The sequence below is a fragment of the Curtobacterium phyllosphaerae genome (assembly GCF_049341865.1).
Taxonomy (GTDB): domain Bacteria; phylum Actinomycetota; class Actinomycetes; order Actinomycetales; family Microbacteriaceae; genus Curtobacterium; species Curtobacterium phyllosphaerae.
In genome coordinates, this window is the sequence record NZ_JBMPIU010000003.1 from 112665 (window position 1) to 131103 (window position 18439).

At 72.5% G+C, this 18439-nt stretch carries 17 protein-coding genes; 3 read left to right on the forward strand and 14 right to left on the reverse strand.

Features of this window, described 5'->3' with window-relative positions:
• Nucleotides 1–96 precede the first annotated feature (96 nt).
• Nucleotides 97–609 (forward strand): DUF427 domain-containing protein, encoded by a 513-nt coding sequence (locus ACO0E0_RS06220; RefSeq protein WP_422870537.1) that lies wholly within the window; start codon nt 97–99, stop codon nt 607–609.
• A 22-nt stretch (nt 610–631) separates the two neighbouring features.
• On the opposite strand, the gene ACO0E0_RS06225 is transcribed toward ACO0E0_RS06220, so the two are convergent.
• Nucleotides 632–1249, reverse strand: a complete 618-nt coding sequence (locus tag ACO0E0_RS06225; protein WP_422870538.1) for a hypothetical protein — start codon at nt 1247–1249, stop codon at nt 632–634.
• 329 nt (nt 1250–1578) lie between these two features.
• On the opposite strand from ACO0E0_RS06225, the gene ACO0E0_RS06230 reads away from it, so the two are divergent.
• Nucleotides 1579–4407 carry an alpha/beta fold hydrolase gene (locus ACO0E0_RS06230; protein WP_422870539.1) on the forward strand — a complete coding sequence of 943 codons (2829 nt, stop codon included), beginning with the start codon at nt 1579–1581 and terminating at the stop codon, nt 4405–4407.
• Between the two features lie 110 nt (nt 4408–4517).
• On the opposite strand, the gene ACO0E0_RS06235 is transcribed toward ACO0E0_RS06230, so the two are convergent.
• Nucleotides 4518–5723: a glycosyltransferase gene (locus ACO0E0_RS06235; RefSeq protein ID WP_422870540.1), complete on the reverse strand. Its 1206-nt coding sequence runs from the start codon at nt 5721–5723 to the stop codon at nt 4518–4520.
• Between the two features lie 86 nt (nt 5724–5809).
• A complete protein-coding gene (locus ACO0E0_RS06240; RefSeq protein WP_422870541.1) occupies nt 5810–6691 on the reverse strand; it encodes a DUF429 domain-containing protein in 882 nt (293 codons plus the stop codon).
• A gap of 562 nt (nt 6692–7253) precedes the next feature.
• Here ACO0E0_RS06240 and ligD point away from each other — a divergent pair.
• Nucleotides 7254–8279, forward strand: a complete 1026-nt coding sequence (gene ligD, locus ACO0E0_RS06245) for a non-homologous end-joining DNA ligase (RefSeq protein ID WP_422870542.1) — start codon at nt 7254–7256, stop codon at nt 8277–8279.
• Here ligD and ACO0E0_RS06250 read toward each other — a convergent pair.
• The 11 genes from ACO0E0_RS06250 to ACO0E0_RS06300 form a co-directional block, all read right to left on the reverse strand.
• On the reverse strand, nt 8276–8425 hold the full coding sequence (locus ACO0E0_RS06250) for a hypothetical protein (RefSeq protein ID WP_422870543.1): 150 nt from the start codon (nt 8423–8425) through the stop codon (nt 8276–8278). The two genes, ligD and ACO0E0_RS06250, sit on opposite strands and share 4 nt — an antisense overlap.
• Nucleotides 8422–8586, reverse strand: coding sequence for a hypothetical protein (locus tag ACO0E0_RS06255; RefSeq protein WP_422870544.1), 165 nt, complete (start codon nt 8584–8586; stop codon nt 8422–8424). The genes ACO0E0_RS06250 and ACO0E0_RS06255 overlap by 4 nt, the downstream gene beginning before the upstream one ends.
• 251 nt (nt 8587–8837) lie before the next feature.
• Complete coding sequence (locus ACO0E0_RS06260) at nt 8838–10061, reverse strand: ATP-dependent DNA ligase (RefSeq protein WP_422870545.1); 1224 nt, start codon at nt 10059–10061, stop codon at nt 8838–8840.
• 37 nt (nt 10062–10098) lie between these two features.
• Nucleotides 10099–11778, reverse strand: a complete 1680-nt coding sequence (locus tag ACO0E0_RS06265) for an AMP-binding protein (protein ID WP_422870546.1) — start codon at nt 11776–11778, stop codon at nt 10099–10101.
• Between the two features lie 150 nt (nt 11779–11928).
• On the reverse strand, nt 11929–12984 hold the full coding sequence (locus ACO0E0_RS06270; RefSeq protein WP_422870547.1) for a phosphotransferase family protein: 1056 nt from the start codon (nt 12982–12984) through the stop codon (nt 11929–11931).
• Entirely contained in the window at nt 12981–13937 is a 957-nt protein-coding gene (locus ACO0E0_RS06275; protein WP_422870548.1) for a DUF7064 domain-containing protein, read from the reverse strand. Before ACO0E0_RS06275 ends, ACO0E0_RS06270 begins: the two co-directional genes overlap by 4 nt.
• A complete protein-coding gene (locus tag ACO0E0_RS06280; protein WP_422870549.1) occupies nt 13934–14698 on the reverse strand; it encodes an enoyl-CoA hydratase/isomerase family protein in 765 nt (254 codons plus the stop codon). Before ACO0E0_RS06280 ends, ACO0E0_RS06275 begins: the two co-directional genes overlap by 4 nt.
• Entirely contained in the window at nt 14698–15525 is an 828-nt protein-coding gene (locus tag ACO0E0_RS06285) for an enoyl-CoA hydratase/isomerase family protein (RefSeq protein WP_422870550.1), read from the reverse strand. The genes ACO0E0_RS06280 and ACO0E0_RS06285 overlap by 1 nt, the downstream gene beginning before the upstream one ends.
• A gap of 10 nt (nt 15526–15535) precedes the next feature.
• Complete coding sequence (locus ACO0E0_RS06290; protein ID WP_422870551.1) at nt 15536–16630, reverse strand: MBL fold metallo-hydrolase; 1095 nt, start codon at nt 16628–16630, stop codon at nt 15536–15538.
• Nucleotides 16631–16787: 157 nt separating this feature from the next.
• The gene (locus ACO0E0_RS06295; RefSeq protein ID WP_422870552.1) at nt 16788–17429 is read right to left on the reverse strand and encodes an FMN-dependent NADH-azoreductase; all 642 of its coding nucleotides are present in this window, start codon (nt 17427–17429) and stop codon (nt 16788–16790) included.
• Nucleotides 17430–17475: 46 nt separating this feature from the next.
• Nucleotides 17476–18381 carry a LysR family transcriptional regulator gene (locus ACO0E0_RS06300; protein ID WP_422870553.1) on the reverse strand — a complete coding sequence of 302 codons (906 nt, stop codon included), beginning with the start codon at nt 18379–18381 and terminating at the stop codon, nt 17476–17478.
• Nucleotides 18382–18439: the final 58 nt, after the last annotated feature.

The following is an 18439-nucleotide window of genomic DNA, read 5'->3' on the forward strand; positions in this document are numbered from 1 at the left end:
CGGCTGCGCACCTCGGCATCACCGACGTCGCCGCTCGGTCCTCGCCACGGCATCGGTCATCGGGCGGTCGCCATCTCGAGCGCGTAGACCGGAGCCATGAGCACACGGCACCCTGGCCATCCGACACCCACCGAACCCGGGCCGGGACAGGAGTCGGTCTGGGCGTACCCCCGTCCGCCGCGGGTGGAACCGACCTCGGAGCGGATCGTCGTCCGTCTCGGCGGCCAGGTCATCGTCTCGACGAACCAGGCCGTCCGCGTGCTCGAGACGAGCCACCCGCCGGTCTACTACCTGCCGCGCGACGACTTCACGCCCGGGGCGCTCACGTCGACCGGCGGGACGAGCATGTGCGAGTTCAAGGGGCGGGCGAACTACGTCGACGTCCACGGTGGTGCGCGGACGGCGGTCCACGCGGGGTGGTACTACCCGACCCCGTGGCCGGGGTTCGCGGCGCTCCAGGACCGGATCGCGATCTACCCCGCCGAGATGGACTCGTGCGAGGTCGACGGCGAGCGGGTGCGAGCCCAGGCGGGTGACTTCTACGGCGGGTGGATCACGTCGCGGGTGGTCGGTCCGTTCAAGGGGGAGCCCGGGACGCTCGGCTGGTGATGGCCGTCGTCCGGGGCTGCACTCACTGCGGGGCGACCTCGGGCACCGTCTGACCGGTCAGGCCCTCGACGACCTCGGTCGCGCGCGTCCAGAACTTCGCGTAGTGGTCCGGATCGGCGTTCACCTGGACTGAGTGGGCCGCCTCGGTCGGGCTCATCGACTTCCAGCCGGGGACCTTCACGAGCTTCGTGAAGAACATCGTCGCGGCGGTGTACGGGTCCATGCGCTGCTCGTACGAGCCCCAGGCGCCGTTGTCCCGCTGCTGGAACAGGCCGCGGCTGTCGGGTCCGGCGCTGTCGCCGTGGTCGATGTTGTCGAGTCCGGACTCACCGATCGCGGTCATCACGCCGACGGCCTGGGTGTGCGGCCCGATGCCCTGCGCCTGAGCCGCCTCGATGATGTACGCCGCGTTCACGAGACGGTCCTGGCAGTAGCCGGCGACGGGACCCTCCGGGACGACGATCCCGCCGATCGTCCGCGACGCAGCAGCCGGACAGGTCACGGCGGTGGGTGTCGCGGACCCGGCGGCCAGGCCGTGGAGCGAGTTGACCGCGAGCACGACGAGCACGACGACGCCGACTGCGGCCGCGACGACTCCGGCACCGAACACGGTGGCGATGACGACGGCGGCGCGGTGCACGAGGCTCCCTCGGGGCGGACTGTGGAAACGGACGGCATGACAGTAGGTGAGCGACCTGGATGTTCGGCGAAGCGACATGCCCCCACTCCGAGCGGAGTCGGCGTTCGTCCCGGGCCGGGCCGCGACCAGGGCTCGATCAGGTACGAACCTGTCTGTTCCCACAGTAGGGAACCGTCCTCCCTGTGTGCCCGCCGGACAAACCGGCGATCGCGATGTCCCTCGAAAGCGGGACACCGCATGGTTCCGAAGGCTCTGTGGACGACCTGTGACTCCCGAGGTACCGTGAAAAGACCTTGACGACCCCCGAACCCGAACGGGAGGTTCCACCTGTGTTGACGCACGCCGACTCCCAGGCGCGAATCGACGAAACACCCGCGACGTCCCTCACCGAGGCGCTCGCGATCGTCGCCGTCGGCAACCCCGACGGCATCGCACTCACCGATGCGCACCGCACGCTCACCCACCGCGAGACGGACCGCCTCACCAGCGCGCTCGCGACGATCCTCGACGACCGGCTGGTCCCGGACCCGCACACCGGAGCCGGTGTCGGTCCCGTCACCGGCGACACCCCCCTCGGCGCTGACACCGTCCCCATCGGCCTGATGGCGACGCACAGCGTCGACGGCCTGCTCGCCATGCTCGGACTGGTGAAGGCTGGTCGGCTGTTCGTCGCGCTCGACCCGCACCTCCCAGAGGCACGGCTCATGCACGTGATCCGGCTCGCCGGGATCACCGAGATCCTCGCGGACGCCGAGAACGTGGCCGCGAGCCAGCCGCTCGTCGCCCCCGATCCCGCGGCGCCGAACGCGGGACGCGGGACCGTCCACCGTCTCGAGCAGCTCCTCGACGAGGCGCGTGCGATCGCCGAGACGGACGACGACATCCCCGTCGTTCCCGCCGGCCGAGCACGCGGCGGACGCGACGGGCTCACCATCATCTTCACCTCCGGGTCGACCGGGGCACCGAAGGGCGTCGTGATGACGCACCGCCAGGCCCTCGTCGACGCGGCGAGCCAGCGGCTGACGTTCCGGTTCGACGCGCAGGACCGGGTGGCCTCGGTGCTCCCGCACGGGTTCGCCGCGGGCTTCATGCTCCCCGTCACGAGCCTCCTCTCCGGCGCCAGCGTGCACATCGTCGACCCGCGGGACACGGGCATCGAGAAGCTCGTGGCGTGGGTCGACGCGCAGCACTTGACGACCCTGCACTGCACGCCCCACCTCCTGCGCTCCGTCACGGCCGCCCTCGATCCGTCCGACGACCGCCTGCGAGGCCTCCGGATGTTCGCCACCGTGGGCGAGGCGATCACCGGACCGGACATCGCGGCGCTCCGACCGCTGATGGGTCCGACGGCGTCGTTCTGGAACTGGACGGGGTCGAGCGAGACCAACGTCATCGCGTTCAACGAGATCGGACCGGGCGACCCGATCCCGGACGGTCCCGTTCCCTCTGGCCGGATCGCGTTCGGCAAGGAGGTCCGCATCCTCCGTCCGGACGGGACACAGGCGGACGTCGGCGAGACCGGCGACATCGTGGTCGTGTCCGACGCCATGACGAGCGGGTACTGGGGGAACCCCGAACAGACCGCCACGCGCGCCGGAGTGGACGCGGACGGCACGCCGACGTGGAAGCAAGGGGACCTCGGTCGGTTCGACGCCGAGGGACGGATCACGCTCCTCGGCCGCGCGGACGACGCCGTCAAGGTCCGCGGGTACCTCGTCGAACCGAGCGAGGTCGAGTCCGCGCTCCGCCGTCTCGACGGCGTGCAGGAAGCCGTCGTCATCGCGGTGAAGAACCCCCCGGCACCCACGCGACTCATCGCGTACGTGGTCAGCGCTGCGGGGCGCCGGACCGCGTCCCCGGCCGCGATTCGTCGCGCCCTCCGCGACCAGCTCCCGGACTACATGGTGCCGGGTGCGATCGTCCCGATGATCGCACTGCCGCGGAACGAGCGCGGCAAGGTCGACCGCGCCCAGCTCCCGGACGCACCGATGCCCGGGTCGACCCTGCCGACGCCGGCTGCCCCGGCGACGGCGACGTCGTCCGAGACGGCGGCGGCACAGGTCGTCGTCGGTGCGGCGGAGCCGACCGGCTCCGAGATGAACGAGCACACGTTCGACCAGTGGGAACTCGTCGTCGGCCAGATCTGGGCCGAGGTGCTCGGGCTGCACGCGGTCGGTCTCGACGACGACTTCGCCGAGCTCGGCGGCGACTCCCTGTCCGCAGAGGAGATGCTCGCGGCGGTCCAGGAGCGCATCGGCGTCGACCTCCGCTCCTCCGAGGTGCTCGAGCACCCGACCGTGCGGGACTTCGCCCGGCGGGTGCGGGCCGGCGCCGCGGCGATCCCGAGCCACCCCGACGTCGTCAAGCTGACGAGCGGCGGCAGCGGAGCGCCGATCTTCTGCATCTCCGGTGCCGGTGCCCTGTCCCTGACCTTCCTGCCGTTGTCGCGGCACCTCGCCGGGCACGACGTCTACGCCTTCCAGCAGCACGGCCTCGAACGCCGGACGATGCCGGACTGGAGCGTCCCGGCAGCCGCACGTCGGTACCTCGAACTCATGCGGGTCGTGCAGCCGCGCGGACCGTACCTGCTCATCGGGCACTCGCTCGGCGGACTCGTCGCCCTCGAGATCGCCCGCATGCTCACCGAGGCCGGGGAGCAGGTCGAGCACGTCGTGCTCCTCGACACCTACCTGCCCCGCACGACCGCCCAGCAGGGCGCCATGGAGTTCGCCCGTCTCCCGCAACAGGACGCCACGACGCCGGCGGCCCGCCTCCGGCGCGGTCTCGACCGGCAGTTCCGCCGCGTCCTGCCCGGCGGCGCGGCACAGTTCCGACGGGTCGGTCGTCGGCTCCGGGCCTACGGTGCCGGTGTGGTGCAGTTCGACGGGCAGAAGCAGTTCGACGCGTTCTTCGACCAGGCGGTGCTCATGTCGAAGCGGTTCCGTGTCCCGCAGTACGACGGCCGCGTGACCTTCGTGCAGGCGGACGGCAACCCCGACGGACGCGAGGCCTGGACGCCGTACCTCGTCGGCGACATGCGCTGGCCGCGGCTCGCGAGCGAGCACTCGTCGCTGCTGCGGGAACCGCACGTGACCGAGCTGGCCGCCGTGCTCCGCGCGGCGATCGACGGCGAGACGCCGGACGGAACCGCGCACTGACCGCAGGTGCCGTGTCGGACGGGAGGCGTGCCTCCAGTCCGACCGGCCGCCTGCGACCGGCGGGCGGCGACGCGCGCAGGCCGGATGGCCGCCCCTCGGACGCCGGAGCGTCAGCCGTGGGCTGCGATCACGGAGCGGTAGACCTCGACGAGCCCGGATGCGCTCCGCTCCCAGCTCAGGCGCTCCGCACGCTCCCGGCCGGCGGTCGCGAGCTGCGCCGCGTGCTCGGGGTCGGTGAGGATCCGGGTGATCGCCGCCGCCCAGTCGTCGGCGTCACGGGACTCGAGCACGACGCCGGTCTCGCCGTCCACGACCGCCTCGCGGAGACCGCCCGCGGCTGCGGCGACGACCGGGACGCCGGATGCGGAGCCCTCGAGTGCGACGAGTCCGTACGTCTCGGAGTGCGACGGCACGAGGACGATGCTCGATCCGCGGAAGAGCATCGCGAGGTCGGGGCGCGACTGCGGACCCACGAACTGCACCCGGTCCGCGACGCCGAGCCGGTCCGCGAGGTCGCGGAGCTCCTCGACGTACCCGTCGGCCTCGCTGGACACGTCGCCGGCGATGACGAGGTCCGGGCGCACCGGCTCCGGCACGGCGGCGACCGCGGCGATGGCGAGGTCGAGTCCCTTGAGCGGCTGGACCCTGGCAGCGGCGACCGCGTACGGACGTGTCGCGCGAGTGCCGCCGGAGCGGGGCCGGAACACGGAGCCGTCGACCCCGGGCGGCACGATGACGACCTGCTCCGGTCGCGCGCCGAGGCGGTCGCGAACCGTGGCCGACTCGGCCTCGCTGATCGCCACGACGGCGTCGGAGTGCTGGGCCAGGTACGTCTCGCCCGCCATCCGGCCCGTCGACTCCGGGCGCTCGCCCTCGGACAACGGGGTGGTGGCGTCCGCGGCGATCGAGTGGAACGACTGCACGTGCGGCCGGTGCCGGTCCCGCGCGACGGGGAGTGCGGCCATGCCGGAGAACCAGTGGTGCGAGTGGAAGACGTCGAACGGTCCGAGGGCGGCGAGCCCGTCGCGGAACGCATCGATGAACGCGTCGTGTTCGCCCTTCGGCACGGGCGCGGCCGGGCCGGCGGACAGGAACCGGAGACACACGCCCTCGACGATCGACACCGAGTCCGGCTGCGACGGCGACGACCGGCGGGTGACGATCTCGACGTGGTGCCCGAGGTCCGCGAGCGCCTCGGCCTGGTGCCGGACGACGACGTTCATGCCGCCGACCTCGCCGGAGCCCGGCTCGTCGCCGGGGGAGGTGTGCAGGGACACGAGCGCGATGCGCAGCGAGGTCGGGTGCGCGTCGGTCACGACCCAACCCTAGCCGGGAGGCGCGGGGCGGGCCGGCACCGGGCCTCCCGGCTGGAGATCGGCACCACCGGTTGCACGCGACGCGATCACACGGTGCGGTGTGGACCCGGCCGTGCCGGAGCTGCATCGAGCGGACGTCGTTGCGCCGGACGGGCCGGGGCGACCACGACCGCTCGACGGCCCTGCGCATCGACCGGGTCCTGCGGCAGCGCGGGGTCGGTGCCGAGGACCTGGACGCGGTCGTCGCCATGGCGGTCCCAGTACGCCGCCGTCCAGGCGCAGAGCGCACCGTCGAGGAGGTCTTCGCGGTGCTTGTACGCCCGGTCGAGGACCCCGGCCGGCTCCCGCGCGAGTGCGGCGGTGACGGGGTGTGCGTCGAGGCGGAGCGGAGGGTCGTCGAGGGTGCCGAGTCGTCGGACGAGCTCGTCGAACGCCGTTGCACGACGGGCCCTGGCCTCGGTGCGGTCGACGTACTGGTCGAGGCGCTTGTACCGGGGGCGTTCGTCGTCGTACCCGAGCTCCTCGACGCCCACGATGGTCGTGTACGGGTAGCACTCGAACAGTGCCGGACCCGTCCGTCCGCGCATGCTCGCCGTGTCGTCGACGTAGGCCACCCCGTGCTCCGTGAGGGCGTCGAGCAACCGTGCGCCGGCCTGGTGCGGCATCCCGAGGTGCGTCGGGTTCGCCGTCACGCGCCAGCGGCCGTAGCGCTGGCCGACCTGTCGTTCCGCGGCACGCATCGTCCTCGCCGGGTTCGTCACCACGAGGGATGCGTCGACCCCGACGAGCGTGCGCGGGCCGAGCCGGTCGAGGACCCACCGTGCGGTGTCGTCCACCCCACGGGTCCAGCCGGCGTCGAGGACCGCGCCGGCGGCGTCCAGGGCGACGAGTCCGGTCTCGTTCGCCGGCCTGTCGGCGGTGCCGAGTCCCCAGGCGAGGTCCACCCCGAGGAACGCCGCGTCCGTCACGGCCCCAGTCTGCCGCGTCGGTGCACTCGACGCTTCATGACCACGTACCGAGCGACATCTCCGGCGGGGAGCGTCGTCGTTCCGGGCGGGGGATGTCGCCCGATGCGCGGGCATTGGATGCGTGGACATGGAGCGACATCTTCGGCCCAAAGCGACGTCGTTTTCCCGGGAGGATGTCGCTCGATGCACGGGCATTGGATGCGTGGACATGGAGCGACATCCGGACACCCACCGCATGGGCTCGGGTGACTGGTCGGCTCCGCGCCCTGCATCGGGCCCCCCGACGCTCGATGACCATGCATGGAGCGACATCTCCGGCAGAAAGCGACGTCGTTTTCCCGCGAGGATGTCGCTCGATGCACGGGCATTGGGTGCGTGGACATGGAGCGACATGTTCGGCGGAAAGCGACGTCGTATTCCCGGGAGGATGTCGCTCGATGACCATGCATGGAGCGACGCCAACGGCAGAAGCACCGACCGCGCGCGCTCCGACCGCGCGGGCACCGACCGCCCGGCCCGCGCCTCCCGGCTGCCGCGCGGTGAGCATGAGTACCGTGCAGGGATGGCGAGCGATGCGACCACGGTGACCGTTCCCGGCCCGGACGGGGACCGCGAGGTGCGTCTGTCGAGTCCGGGGCGGGTGCTGTGGCCAGCCCTCGGGCTGACGAAGCTCGACCTCGCGAACTACGTCGTCGAGGTCGGTGAGGCCTTCGTCCGCGCGAACGGTGGTCGGCCGGTGTCGCTCCAGCGCTTCCCGGGCGGCGTCGACGGCGAGCAGTTCTTCTCGAAGAACCCGCCGAAGGGCGCGCCCGACTACGTCCGGAGCGTCGATGTGACCTACCCGAGCGGCCGCACACACCCGCAGCTCGTGCTCGACGAACCGGCCGTGGCGGTGTGGGGCGTCCAGATGAACACCGTCGTGTTCCACCCGTGGGCATCGCGCGCCGATCGCCCGGACTTCCCGGATCAGCTCCGCATCGACCTCGACCCGCAGCCTGGCACCGACTTCGGCGACGCCGTGCCGGCCGCACTCGCCCTCCGCGACGTCCTGAGTGACGCCGGCCTGAGCTCCTGGATCAAGACCTCCGGGAACCGTGGGCTGCACGTGTTCGCGCCGATCGAGGCCGAGTGGGAGTTCCTCGACGTCCGGCATGCGGTGATCGCCGCCGCGCGGGAACTCGAACGCCGGATGCCGGAGCAGGTGACGACGGCCTGGTGGAAGGAGGAGCGCGGACGCCGGATCTTCGTCGACTACAACCAGGCGAACCGCGACCGCACCATGGCCGGGGCGTACAGTCCGCGAGCGCTCCCGCACGCCCCGGTGTCGACGCCCGTGCAGTGGGACGAACTCCCGCACGTCGACCCGACCACCCTCACGGTCCAGACGGTCCCGGCTCGACTCGGCCGGGCCGGGGATCCGTGGGAGGACATGCACGACCAGCACGGCCGGATCGACGTGCTGTCGGAGTGGTGGGCGCGCGACCTGGAGAACGGACTCGGGGAGCTCCCGTTCCCGCCGGACTTCCCGAAGATGCCGGGCGAACCGCCGCGCGTCCAACCGTCACGCGCGCGGAGGCACGCGGACTAGAGCTCGTCGGCCCGTCGCTCGGACTCGTCCACCCGGGTCGTGCGCATCGGGAGGGTGACGCTCGCGGTGTGCAGTCGCGTCAACCGCGACCAGGTCGTGCGGTGCGCGTCGGCGATGCCGTCGGCGCTGTGCACGGCGGGGTTCACGCGCCGAGCCAGACGGAGAACGCGGCGAGGGTCGCAGCCGTCACGCTGAGGATGCCGGTCACGGTCGCGACCGCGACGAGGGCGCGCTGCGTGCGGGCCTCGTGGACCTCGGTGAACGGGCTCTGCTGGGCGGTTCGTCGGGGGAGGAGCGAGATGCTCATCGTGTGTCCTCTGCTCGTCTGGCTGCGTCGTCGTGACGGTCGACCCGGGCGGTCCTCGCCGGATGTCCCGACGAAGATCATCGTTGCACGGTGTATCTAGTTCGCCTAACTAGATGCGAGCAAATCGCGCAACGGGGACAGTGATCGGGGGACAAGCCTCCCGGTACCACGCGGCTGTACCCCGGTCATCGGCCCGAAAAGGGGGACGGCCGATCATGGCGGAACGGAGCCGTTCCACGACGCGCGGACCGTCAGCGGAGCACTCGGCTGAGGTCGTACGCGGCCGGGACCTCGAGCTGCTCGAAGGTGCACGACCGGGCCTCGCGATCCGGCCGCCACCGCTCGAACTGGACCGTGTGCCGGAAGCGGTCGCCCTCCATCTGGTCGTACCGGACCTCGAGCACGAGCTCGGGCCGCAGCGGAACGAAGGTCGTGTCGCGACCCGAGGAGAACCGGCTGCGCTCGCCCTCGCCGACCACGGGCCTCCCGTCCGCGTCGCGCAGCACGAGCGGTGCGAGCTCCTCCTCCAGCTCCCGCCGGCGCTGGTCGGAGAAGGCGGAGACGCCGCCCACCTGGCGGGGCTGCGATGCGCCCGGACTGGAGGCGGTGCCCACGCCCGACACCGAGCCCGCGCCCGCCGCCGGGTCGCCATCAGACGACGCGCCCGTGCCGGGCGACGCGCCCGTGTCAGCCGAGGAGTCCATGCCGGACGGAGTACCGGCGCCGGACGCCGCACCGCCGCTCGGCGCAGTGTCCGCCTCGTCGTCGTACAGCCCGAGGAGCAGCGACCCGACGCCGGTCCCGCTCTTGTGGACGCGGTAGCCGATCGCCACGACGTCCGCCGTCCGGTGGTGCTTGACCTTGAGCATCGCGCGCTTGTTCGGCAGGTACAGCCCGGTGCGTGCCTTCGCGACGACACCGTCCAGCCCCGCGCCCTCGAAGTCGTGCAGCCACTGGCGGGCCTCGGCGTCGTCCAGGGTGGTCTGCGACACGAACAGCGGGTCGGACATCGACTCCGCGAGCGTCAGGAGCGCTTCCCGGCGCTGGTCGAACGGGAGTCCGGTCAGGTCGTGGTCCTCGAACTCGAGGAGGTCGAACGCCACGAACGCAGCGGGGGTTGCCGCCGAGAGCCGCTCGATCCGCGACGCTGCGGGGTGGATGCGCTGCGAGAGGGCCTCCCAGTCGAGCTTCTCGGCACCCGGCGTCCCGGAGCGGACGACGATCTCGCCGTCGAGGACGCAGGGCCCGGGGAGCTGCTCCCGGAACGCGGCGACGAGCTCGGGGAAGTACCGGGTCAGTGGCTTCGAGCCGCGGGAGCCGATCTCGACGGCGTCGTCGGCAGAGCGGTCCCCGGTGAAGGTCACGATCCCACGGAACCCGTCCCACTTCGGCTCGTAGGAGTACCCGCCGGGCACGGAGTCCTGCGCGGGGACCTGCTGGACGGCCTTGGCGAGCATGGGCTGGATGGTCGGCATGCTCCCATCCTGGCCCGCTCACCGCCGACCGGCCGCGTCACTCCCGCGTGGAGACGCCGTTCAGCTCGGCGGCGATCGTGGCCGCGATCTGCTCCCGCAGCACGTTCTTCCGCACCTTCCCCACCGGCGTCATCGGCAGTGCGTCGATCACGACGACCCGCTCGGGGAGCTTCTGCACGGCGATCTGACGGGACCGCAGGAACTCGGTGAGGTCGGCCAGCGACGGTTCGTCCTGGCCGGGCGCCACGACGACGAACGCGCAGGACCGCTCCCCGAGCCGCGCGTCGGGCATCGCCACGACGGCGACCGCCCGGATCGCGGGGTGGTCGACGAGCATGTCCTCGACCTCGCGCGCCGAGATGTTGATGCCGCCGCGGATGATGATGTCCTTGATGCGACCCGAGACGCGCACGAACCCGTCGGCGTCCAGGTACCCGAGGTCGCCGGAGCGGGAGAACCCGTCCGCGGTGAACAGCTCGGCGGTCTGGTCCGGGTCGCGGTAGTACCCGAGCATGTGCGACGGGCCGCGGTACGCGATGTCGCCGGGCTCGCCGACCGGTACGGCGTCGCCCTGCTCGTCGACGACCCGGATCGCGGAGTCGGCGAGGGCACGGCCGTCGGACAGCACGGACTTCTCCGGGGCGTCCTCGGGCGCGCAGAGCGACGTCGTCATGTTCTCACTCCGGCCGTAGAGCGACAGGATCTGACAGGACGGGAACATCGCCCGCGCGGACTGCACCACGGCGCCGGGGATCGGGGCACCCGCACAGACCCAGTACCGCATCGACCCGATGTCGTGTCGCGCGGGGTCGTACGACTCCATCACGGTGGTGAGGAACGTGGTCGAGGTCACCGTGATGGTGCAGCCGTACTCGCGGATCCGGTCGATGCCCTCGTCCGGCTGCCACACGGGCATGAAGTGGGTGCCGCCGCCGACGAGCAGCGGCATCATCAGGCCGGTGATCAGTCCTGTGGAGTGCGACACCGGCGACGGGTTGAACATCACGTCGTGCTCGTCGACGTGCAGGCGGTCGTTGAGGACCTTCGCGGCTGCGTACACGGTGTTGAACGTGTGGAAGCAGCCCTTCGGCCGGCTCGTGGTCCCCGAGGTGTAGACGACGAGCGCACCGTCGTCCGCGCCGGCGGTGTCGCCGATCGAGGCGTCGATCGCGTCGAGGTCCCCGGCGACGAACAAGGACGCGAGGTCCGTGCCGCCGAGGTCGGCGAGGGCACCGGGGTACTCGGCCCGCGCGATGACGACGTGCTCGAGCGTCGGGATCTCGTCGCGGAGCGAGGTGTACATGTCGAGGTGGTCGAAGCGGTGGAAGAGCTGCGGCCCGATCACGACGCGTGCCTCGGAGTGCCGGAGCACGTACCCGACCTCGTCGTGCCGGAAGATCGGCATCGTCGGGACGAGGACCGCCCCGAGCCGGGACAGCGCTGCGACGACCGTGGCGAACTCGGCCCAGTTCGGCATCTGCACGACGACCCGGTCGCCCTTGCCGACACCGAGGTCCTTGAGCCCGGCGGCGAGCCGGATCGCGTCCTCGTGCAGCTGACCGTAGGTGACCGTCAGCGTCCCGTCGGTCACGAACGTGCGTGTCGGGTGCTGCTCGGCCCGTTCGCGGACGATGTCGAAGAGGACCTGGTCCTGCCAGTCGCCGTTCGCGTAGTACCGCTCGACCTGTTCGGTGCCGTAGTTGCCGATGTTCGCCATGGTGCTCCTGTCCAACGCTGATGCTGGTTCGGAGACGGAGCGGCTCCCGGTTGGTCGGCACCGGTCACACGGTCGGCGGTGCAGGGAGTGGGGTCCGGACTCGTCTTCGGCCGATTCCCAGGCTAACAGCGCCGATCGTTCATGGTTCCGCTACCGGCTCGACGGGAAGTCGTGTCGCGACGCGTCGGCGGCCGCGAGGAACGCGGCCACCTTGTCGGTGCCGGCGTAGTAGGGATCGCCGTCGCCGCGCTCGTACCGCCTGCGGCTGTACTCGTAGAGCACGGCGAGCTTCCAGTTGGCGAGCGTCACGTACCAGGCGACGGACTGGAGGCTCGCCCCCGTCCGTTCCGCGTAGCGCGTCGCGAGCGTGGCCGTGTCCGGGAACCCCGGGGCACTCGTCGCCGACCCCAGTTCCTGCACGGGGTTCGTCGGCCCGTCCGGTCCCGACCAGGCCGCGAGGAGGTACCCGAGGTCGACGAGCGGGTCGCCGATCGCGGCGAGCTCCCAGTCGAGGACGGCGGCCACGCGTGGCGCGTCGGCGGCGAGCAGGACGTTGCCGAGCCGGAAGTCGTTGTGCACGAGTGCCGCGCCGGACTCTGCGGGCGCGTGGTGCACGAGCCATGCGTCGACGTCGGCGAACCCCGGGGGAGGAGCGCCGTCGGCGTCGGCGACGAGCATCGCGAGCCGTCCGTGTTGCCGGAGGTTCGCCCCCGCCGGCCGACCGCGGAGCCCGAGGGAGTCCCACGGGATCCGGTGCAGGGCCGCGAGCGTGTCGACGAGGTCGAAGGCGAGTGCGGTGCGGTCGGCCTCCGTGGCGAGCGTCCCCGGGAGCGTCGTCGTGACGACCGGGCCCGCGACGTACGACATCGCGAAGCACGGGACGTCGAGCACGTCGCCCGCCTCGGCCGTCGCGAGCACGGCAGGGACGGGCACGCCGTGCGGGCCGCCGTCGCGGGCGTGGTCGTGCACGGCCGCGATCACCCTCGCCTCCCGCAGCACGTCGTTCGCGCCCGGCGGTGTCGGCGGCGGCGGTGGACGACGCACCACCACGCGGCGGCCGTCGGTCCCGGTGACGAGGTAGGTGACGTTCGCGTGGCCGTCCCCGATCGGCCGGACCTCGACGTCGGGGGTGGTGAGGTCGGCGCGGGCGAGCCAGGCGCCGAGCGCCCGGACGGTGGGCACGTCCGGACGCATCGGGTCGCTCACGCCTCGTCCCCGCGGAGGTGGTCGAAGTACGCCGTCGGCCACTCGGTCTCGAACTGCCCGACGCCGTCCTCGCCGTCGATGCGGGCCGTGCAGGCACCCTCGAGGATCGTCGTCCCGGTGCGCTCGTCGCCGAGCTGCGCCACCCCGAAGACGTCGAGCTCGAGCGAGGTCGACCCGCCTTCGACGTCGTGGAGCACGGCTCGCAGGGTCCGCTGTTGGAACCGGTCGTCGTAGGTCGCGGTGTGCTCGATGGTCCGCACCGGGATCGTGACGCCGTCGCGGAGCACCGAGCCGGCGAACCCCCACGCGCCCCTGGCGACCCAGATCCAGCCGTTCACCGCGGTCCCGGACGGCGTGTAGGCCACGAACCACTTCCAGTGCTGGGGTGCACGCCAGTCGCGCATGCCCCAGGAGTGGTCGCGGTGGCCGAGGGGACCGAGCTCCCACTCCTGGTCGCCGGCGCGGAGCGCGCCCTCGACGCGGCCGGTCTGTTCGATCCGGTCGAGCGCGAACCAGGACGGGAGCCCGTCCGGGTTGTCGTGGTACGAGAACGCGTCCTGGATCGCCGCGAACGACAGGTCGAGGTCGAGGTCCTCCGCGCGGACCGAGACCGTCGCGGTGCGGAGCGGCTCGACGTTCCGGATCGTCAGCGACCCGACCGAGAAGTCGTCGAAGTCCATGTCGTCGGGAACACGTCCGCCGTCGGTGTGGATGACGAAGGGGACGCCGGGCCCACCCCACACGACGACGTTGTAGCCGGCGGCCCCGGTGCCCGTCACGAAGAGGTACACCTGCAGCGCGAGCTGCTCCTCGCCGAGGACGGTCTGGAAGAACAGGCTGTCCCGCATCCGGCCGCCGGGCTCCGGGCGGTGGCGCAGGTCGTCCTCCGGATGCAGGCCGATGCGGGGCGGTCGGGAGGCGCTGCCACCGCCGTCCGGGTCGGTCGCGCTCATGCGCGGTCGCCGAGGGCCTGGCGGACCGCGACCTCGTACGACGGGGTCTCCCCGGCCCTCCCGAGCGATCGCTTGCCGATCCTGGTGCCGCGGCGTGCGGGGTCCGCCATGGTGCGCGCGAGTGCGACGGCCTGCTCCTGCAGGAGCGCGACGTGGCTGGCGAGGTCGGCCTCCGGGCCGGCGTCGACGACGCGGTCGAGGAGGCCGATGTCCCGGGCCTCGGGTGCACGGACGGTCCGGCCGGTGAACGACAGCTCGGCGGCGACGCCCGGCCCGACGACGCGGGGGAGCATCCACGACGTGCCGAGCTCGCCGATCGAGAAGCCGACCTTGACGAACGAGGCCGTGAAGCTCGTGCGGGGCACGCCGATCCGCACGTCGGCCGCGAGGGCGATCGACAGGCCACCGCCGGCGGCGGCACCGTTCACGGCGGCGATCACCGGGACGGGGAGGTCGTGGAGGGCCTGGAGCGCCTCGCTCGCGGTGTCCTCGATGTCGAGGAACTCCGGGATGGTCGTGGCGCGGAGCCCGGGGATGGCGGCGAGGTCGTAGCCGGCGCAGAACGCCCGGTCACCGGCACCGGTCACGACGAGCGCGCGGGTGCCGTCCCGGCGGAGCGCACGTGCGGCGGCCCCGATCTCCGCGAAGACCGAGGCGTCGACCGCGTTCATCTTCGTCGGGTTGTCGATCGTCAGGCGGCTGACCCCGTCGCCGAGGTGCTCGACGGCGATGCCCTGCCACGCCCGAGTGCGTGCTGCCATCAGGCGTTCCCGAACGACGGCTGGCGCTGCTCGAGGAAGGCCTCGAGCGCCTCGGCCATGTCGGACGTGCGGGTCAGCAGGGTCTGTCCGCGGTTTTCGAGCTCGAGGTGGGCGTCGTAGGAGGGGATCTCGAGGGCGGCCTGCAGTGCGCGCTTGGACAGCCGGACCCCGGCCGGTGAGTTCGCGGCGATGCTCGTCGCGAGGTCGAGTGCCGCGGCGTCGACGTCCTCGGCGACGCGGTTGACGAGCCGGAGGCGAGCGGCCTCCTCGGCGTCGACGACGCGGCCGGTGAACGCGATGTCGGCCGCGACGGCCGGGCCGACGAGCCGGGGAAGCAGCCATGAGACGCCGAGTTCGCCCGCGGCGGTGCCGAGCGGTGTGAAAGTCGCCTGGAAGACCGCGCCGGGTCCGGCGATCCGGATGTCGGCGACGAGCGCGAGGGAGAGGCCCGTCCCGCTCGTGCTGCCGTCGATCGCGGCGATGACGGGCACGCGGAGGGACCGGATCGCGGCGAGGACGTCGGCCGTCCGCTCCTGCCGGTCGAGGTCGCCCGGGATGCTGTCGCGCTCCCGGTCGGCGAGCTCGGCGACGTCGTACCCGAGGGAGAAGTGCTCGCCGGTCGCGCGGAGGACGACCACGCGGACGTCGACGTCCTCGTGAACGCTGTCCGCGAGGTCCTCGAGCGCCTGCACCATCGCGCTGTCGAGGGCGTTCCCGGTCCCCGGGCTGTCGAGGGTGGCGACGAGGACCCCCGGTGCGGGGCGGTCGACCCGGACGGGGCCCTCGACGGCGGAGGTGGACTCGGTGCTTCCTGCGGAGGTGCTCACACCGTCGACACTATCCGCGCACCCGACGGCTCGGCGGCGCGGCCACGCGGACCTCGTCCTGGCGGCCGAGCGCCCGCACGTGGAACCCCGTCTGGGCGAGCGCGGAGGCCAGCAGGTACCCGGTCATCGACTCGATCCCACCACGGAAGGGGACGTGCGAGGCGACTTCCCACATCGTCGGACGCGCCCCCCGTGCGGCGAACCCGTCGAGTGCCGCCGCGACGAACTCCTGCCGTTCGGCACGATGGTCGGCGAGCACGGCGGCGCGGGCACCGACGTCGGCGAACCGGTACTCGTGCCCCGGGCAGACCTCGAGCGGTGCTCGGCTGGACGACCGGTCGATCGCGGACACCCGGTCGAGCGACGTGAGGTAGTCCGTGAGCGGGTTCGTCGTGCTCCGGCCGCCGAGCCCGAGCCCGGAGTTGATCCGCGGGAGCACGTGGTCGCCGGTGAACAGGAGGCCGTCCGGCTCGTCGACGAAGCAGAGGTGCCCCGTCGTGTGGCCCGGCGTCCACAGCGCGCGGAGTGTCCGGCCCGGGATCGGCAGGAGGTCGCCGTCCTCGACGAGCAGGTCCGGCACGACCGCGGGGACGTCAACCGACGGGATCCGCCGTCCGACACCCCATCGCAGGTGGAGCTCCGGCGCGAGCGCGGCCGGCACGCCCCATCCGGTCACGTCCTCGTCGTCGCGCGCCCGGTCCTCGAGCTGGTGGTCGATCGCGAACGCCTCGGCGGAGTGCATCGCCACGCGCGCCCCCGACCGGGCGCGGACTGCGTCGGCCGCACCGACGTGGTCGATGTGCAGGTGCGTCACCGCGACGAGGCCGACGTCCTCGATGGCATGTCCGACGGCGCGGAGTCCGTCCTCGAGGAGGTCGAGGGTCAGGTCGACGCCCCACCCCGGGTCGATGAGCGCGAGGGACCCGTCCGAGCCCTCGACGACGTAGGTCAGCGTGGAGTCGGGCACGCCGGCGTGGAAGGGGATCGCCATCGTCCAGACGCCGTCGCGGACCTGCTCGAGCGGCGGCAGGGTGCCGGCGACGAGCGCCTCGGCCTGGACGGCGGAGATCGGGTCGGGCGGGCCGACCGGGAGGACACCGGGCACCGCTCCACCCTACCGACGCCCGCCCCGGCCCCCGGCCCCGGCTCCGGCTCCGGCTTCTCCGCCCGCCGGCGGCGTCGAGGATGCACGAACACCGAGTCCAGCACCGGCCGCACCCCGGTTCCGTGCGTTCTCGCCGGGCCGACACCGTCCGCTGGGCCTACAGGGTCTCGGCGAGGCGGACGAGTTCGGTCCGGGCCGCTGCGAACTCCTGCCGCGACCGGTCGGCGGACGCGGCGAGTCCCGGCAGGACGTCCGCGAGCGTGAGGCTCGTCGTCACCAGGTGCAGGTCCATCCCGAGCGCGTTCCCGAGGATGAGCTGCAGGACGGGCGAGCCGTGGTCCCAGCCCTCGGAGTCGGTGCCGGCGTCGTACGATCCGCCCCGGGACACGACGGCGACGGCGGGGCGACCCGCGAGGGGCTGGACGTCGCCGGGCTCGGCGGGCGCGAGCACCCCCGGCACGTGCACGCGGTCGATCCACGCCTTGAGCGTCGACGGCACGGTGTAGTTGTACAGCGGGGAGCCGACGAGCAGCACGTCCGCGGCGAGCAGCTCGTCGATGATCTCCTGCTGCAGCGCCTCGGCTCCGTCGGGGATGGATGCCCCGGGCTGCCGGGCGGACGCGGGCCAGTGCAGCGCCGACGCCTCGAGGTGCGGGAGCTGGTCGACGTGCAGGTCCCGGGTCGTCACGGTGAACTCGGGCCCGCGGTCGCGCCACGCCTCGACGAACGTCGCGGTCAGTGCCCGGGAGCGGGAGTTCGCGAGGTCGGCGGACGAGTCGATGTGGAGGAGGGTCGGCATGTCCGCAACGCTATCGAGTGGTGGGCAGGCGTAGGACGGGATCGCGTCAGGAGGCCCGCTGCCCCGCCGCCGCCCGCTCGAGCGTCTCCCGGAACGCCCGCACGGCCGGGGACCGCCGCCCGGACTCCCGTTCGGACGTGAAGATCGTCCGCCGCGGCGACCCCGGCAGCTCGACGAGCCGCGCGGGTGTCGGCCGTCCGGCCCAGACGAGGTCCGGGATGAGACAGACCGCGTTGCCCGACTCCACGAGCCGGATCTGGGTCTGGAGGTCGGCGGTCTCGAACCGGACGTCGGGCTCGAACCCCGTCGACCGGCAGAGCTGCTCCGCGAAGTGCCGCGACGCCGTGCCACGGGGCTCCATCACCCAGGGCATCGCCGCCGCGTCGTCGATCGACGTGACGGGGTGCAGGGCGACGTCGACGGGCGGCAGCGCCAACCGCACGGCGTCGGTGGTCAGGTCGCGCCGGTCGAGCCCCGGGTGTCGAGGGGCGGCGTGCACCGGGTACTGCTCGGCGATCACCATGTCGAAGTCCCGCGCCCACGTCTCGCGGAGCGCGGTCTCGGGTTCCCGCTGCACCATCTCGACGCGGACGCCCGGGTGCTCGTCGGCCATGGTCCGGAGCGCGAACGGCATGAGGGCGAGTGCGGCGGACTGGAACACCGCGACACGCACCGTCCCCTGCACGGTCGTCAGGGTCGACTCGACGGCTGCCTGCGCCGCCTCGAGCGTGTCGAGCACGTCACCCGCCGCCTGCACGAGGACCTCGGCCTGCGGGGTGAGCTGGACGCGTCGCCCCGCCTTCCGCAGCAGTTCGAGCCCGGTCTCGCGCTCGAGGGCGGCGAGCTGCTGGGACACCGCGGACGGCGTGAAGTTCATCGCCTGCGCGACGGCGGCGATGGTGCCGCGGACACTGAGCTCGCGGAGGATCACGAGGCGGCGCACGTCGAGCACGATGGACCCCCGTTCGGTAGCTGTGCTGCACAGTATCCGTCACGGACGGTCGCTGTTG

Excerpts from the sequence above, each read along its gene's own strand:
- ACO0E0_RS06220 (WP_422870537.1), top strand. The coding sequence starts at position 97 with ATGAGCACACGGCACCCTGGCCATCCGACACCCACCGAACCCGGGCCG.
- ligD (WP_422870542.1), top strand. The coding sequence starts at position 7,254 with ATGGCGAGCGATGCGACCACGGTGACCGTTCCCGGCCCGGACGGGGAC.
- ACO0E0_RS06255 (WP_422870544.1), bottom strand. The coding sequence starts at position 8,586 with ATGAGCATCTCGCTCCTCCCCCGACGAACCGCCCAGCAGAGCCCGTTC.
- ACO0E0_RS06260 (WP_422870545.1), bottom strand. The coding sequence starts at position 10,061 with ATGCCGACCATCCAGCCCATGCTCGCCAAGGCCGTCCAGCAGGTCCCC.
- ACO0E0_RS06265 (WP_422870546.1), bottom strand. The coding sequence starts at position 11,778 with ATGGCGAACATCGGCAACTACGGCACCGAACAGGTCGAGCGGTACTAC.
- ACO0E0_RS06275 (WP_422870548.1), bottom strand. The coding sequence starts at position 13,937 with ATGAGCGCGACCGACCCGGACGGCGGTGGCAGCGCCTCCCGACCGCCC.
- ACO0E0_RS06280 (WP_422870549.1), bottom strand. The coding sequence starts at position 14,698 with ATGGCAGCACGCACTCGGGCGTGGCAGGGCATCGCCGTCGAGCACCTC.
- ACO0E0_RS06295 (WP_422870552.1), bottom strand. The coding sequence starts at position 17,429 with ATGCCGACCCTCCTCCACATCGACTCGTCCGCCGACCTCGCGAACTCC.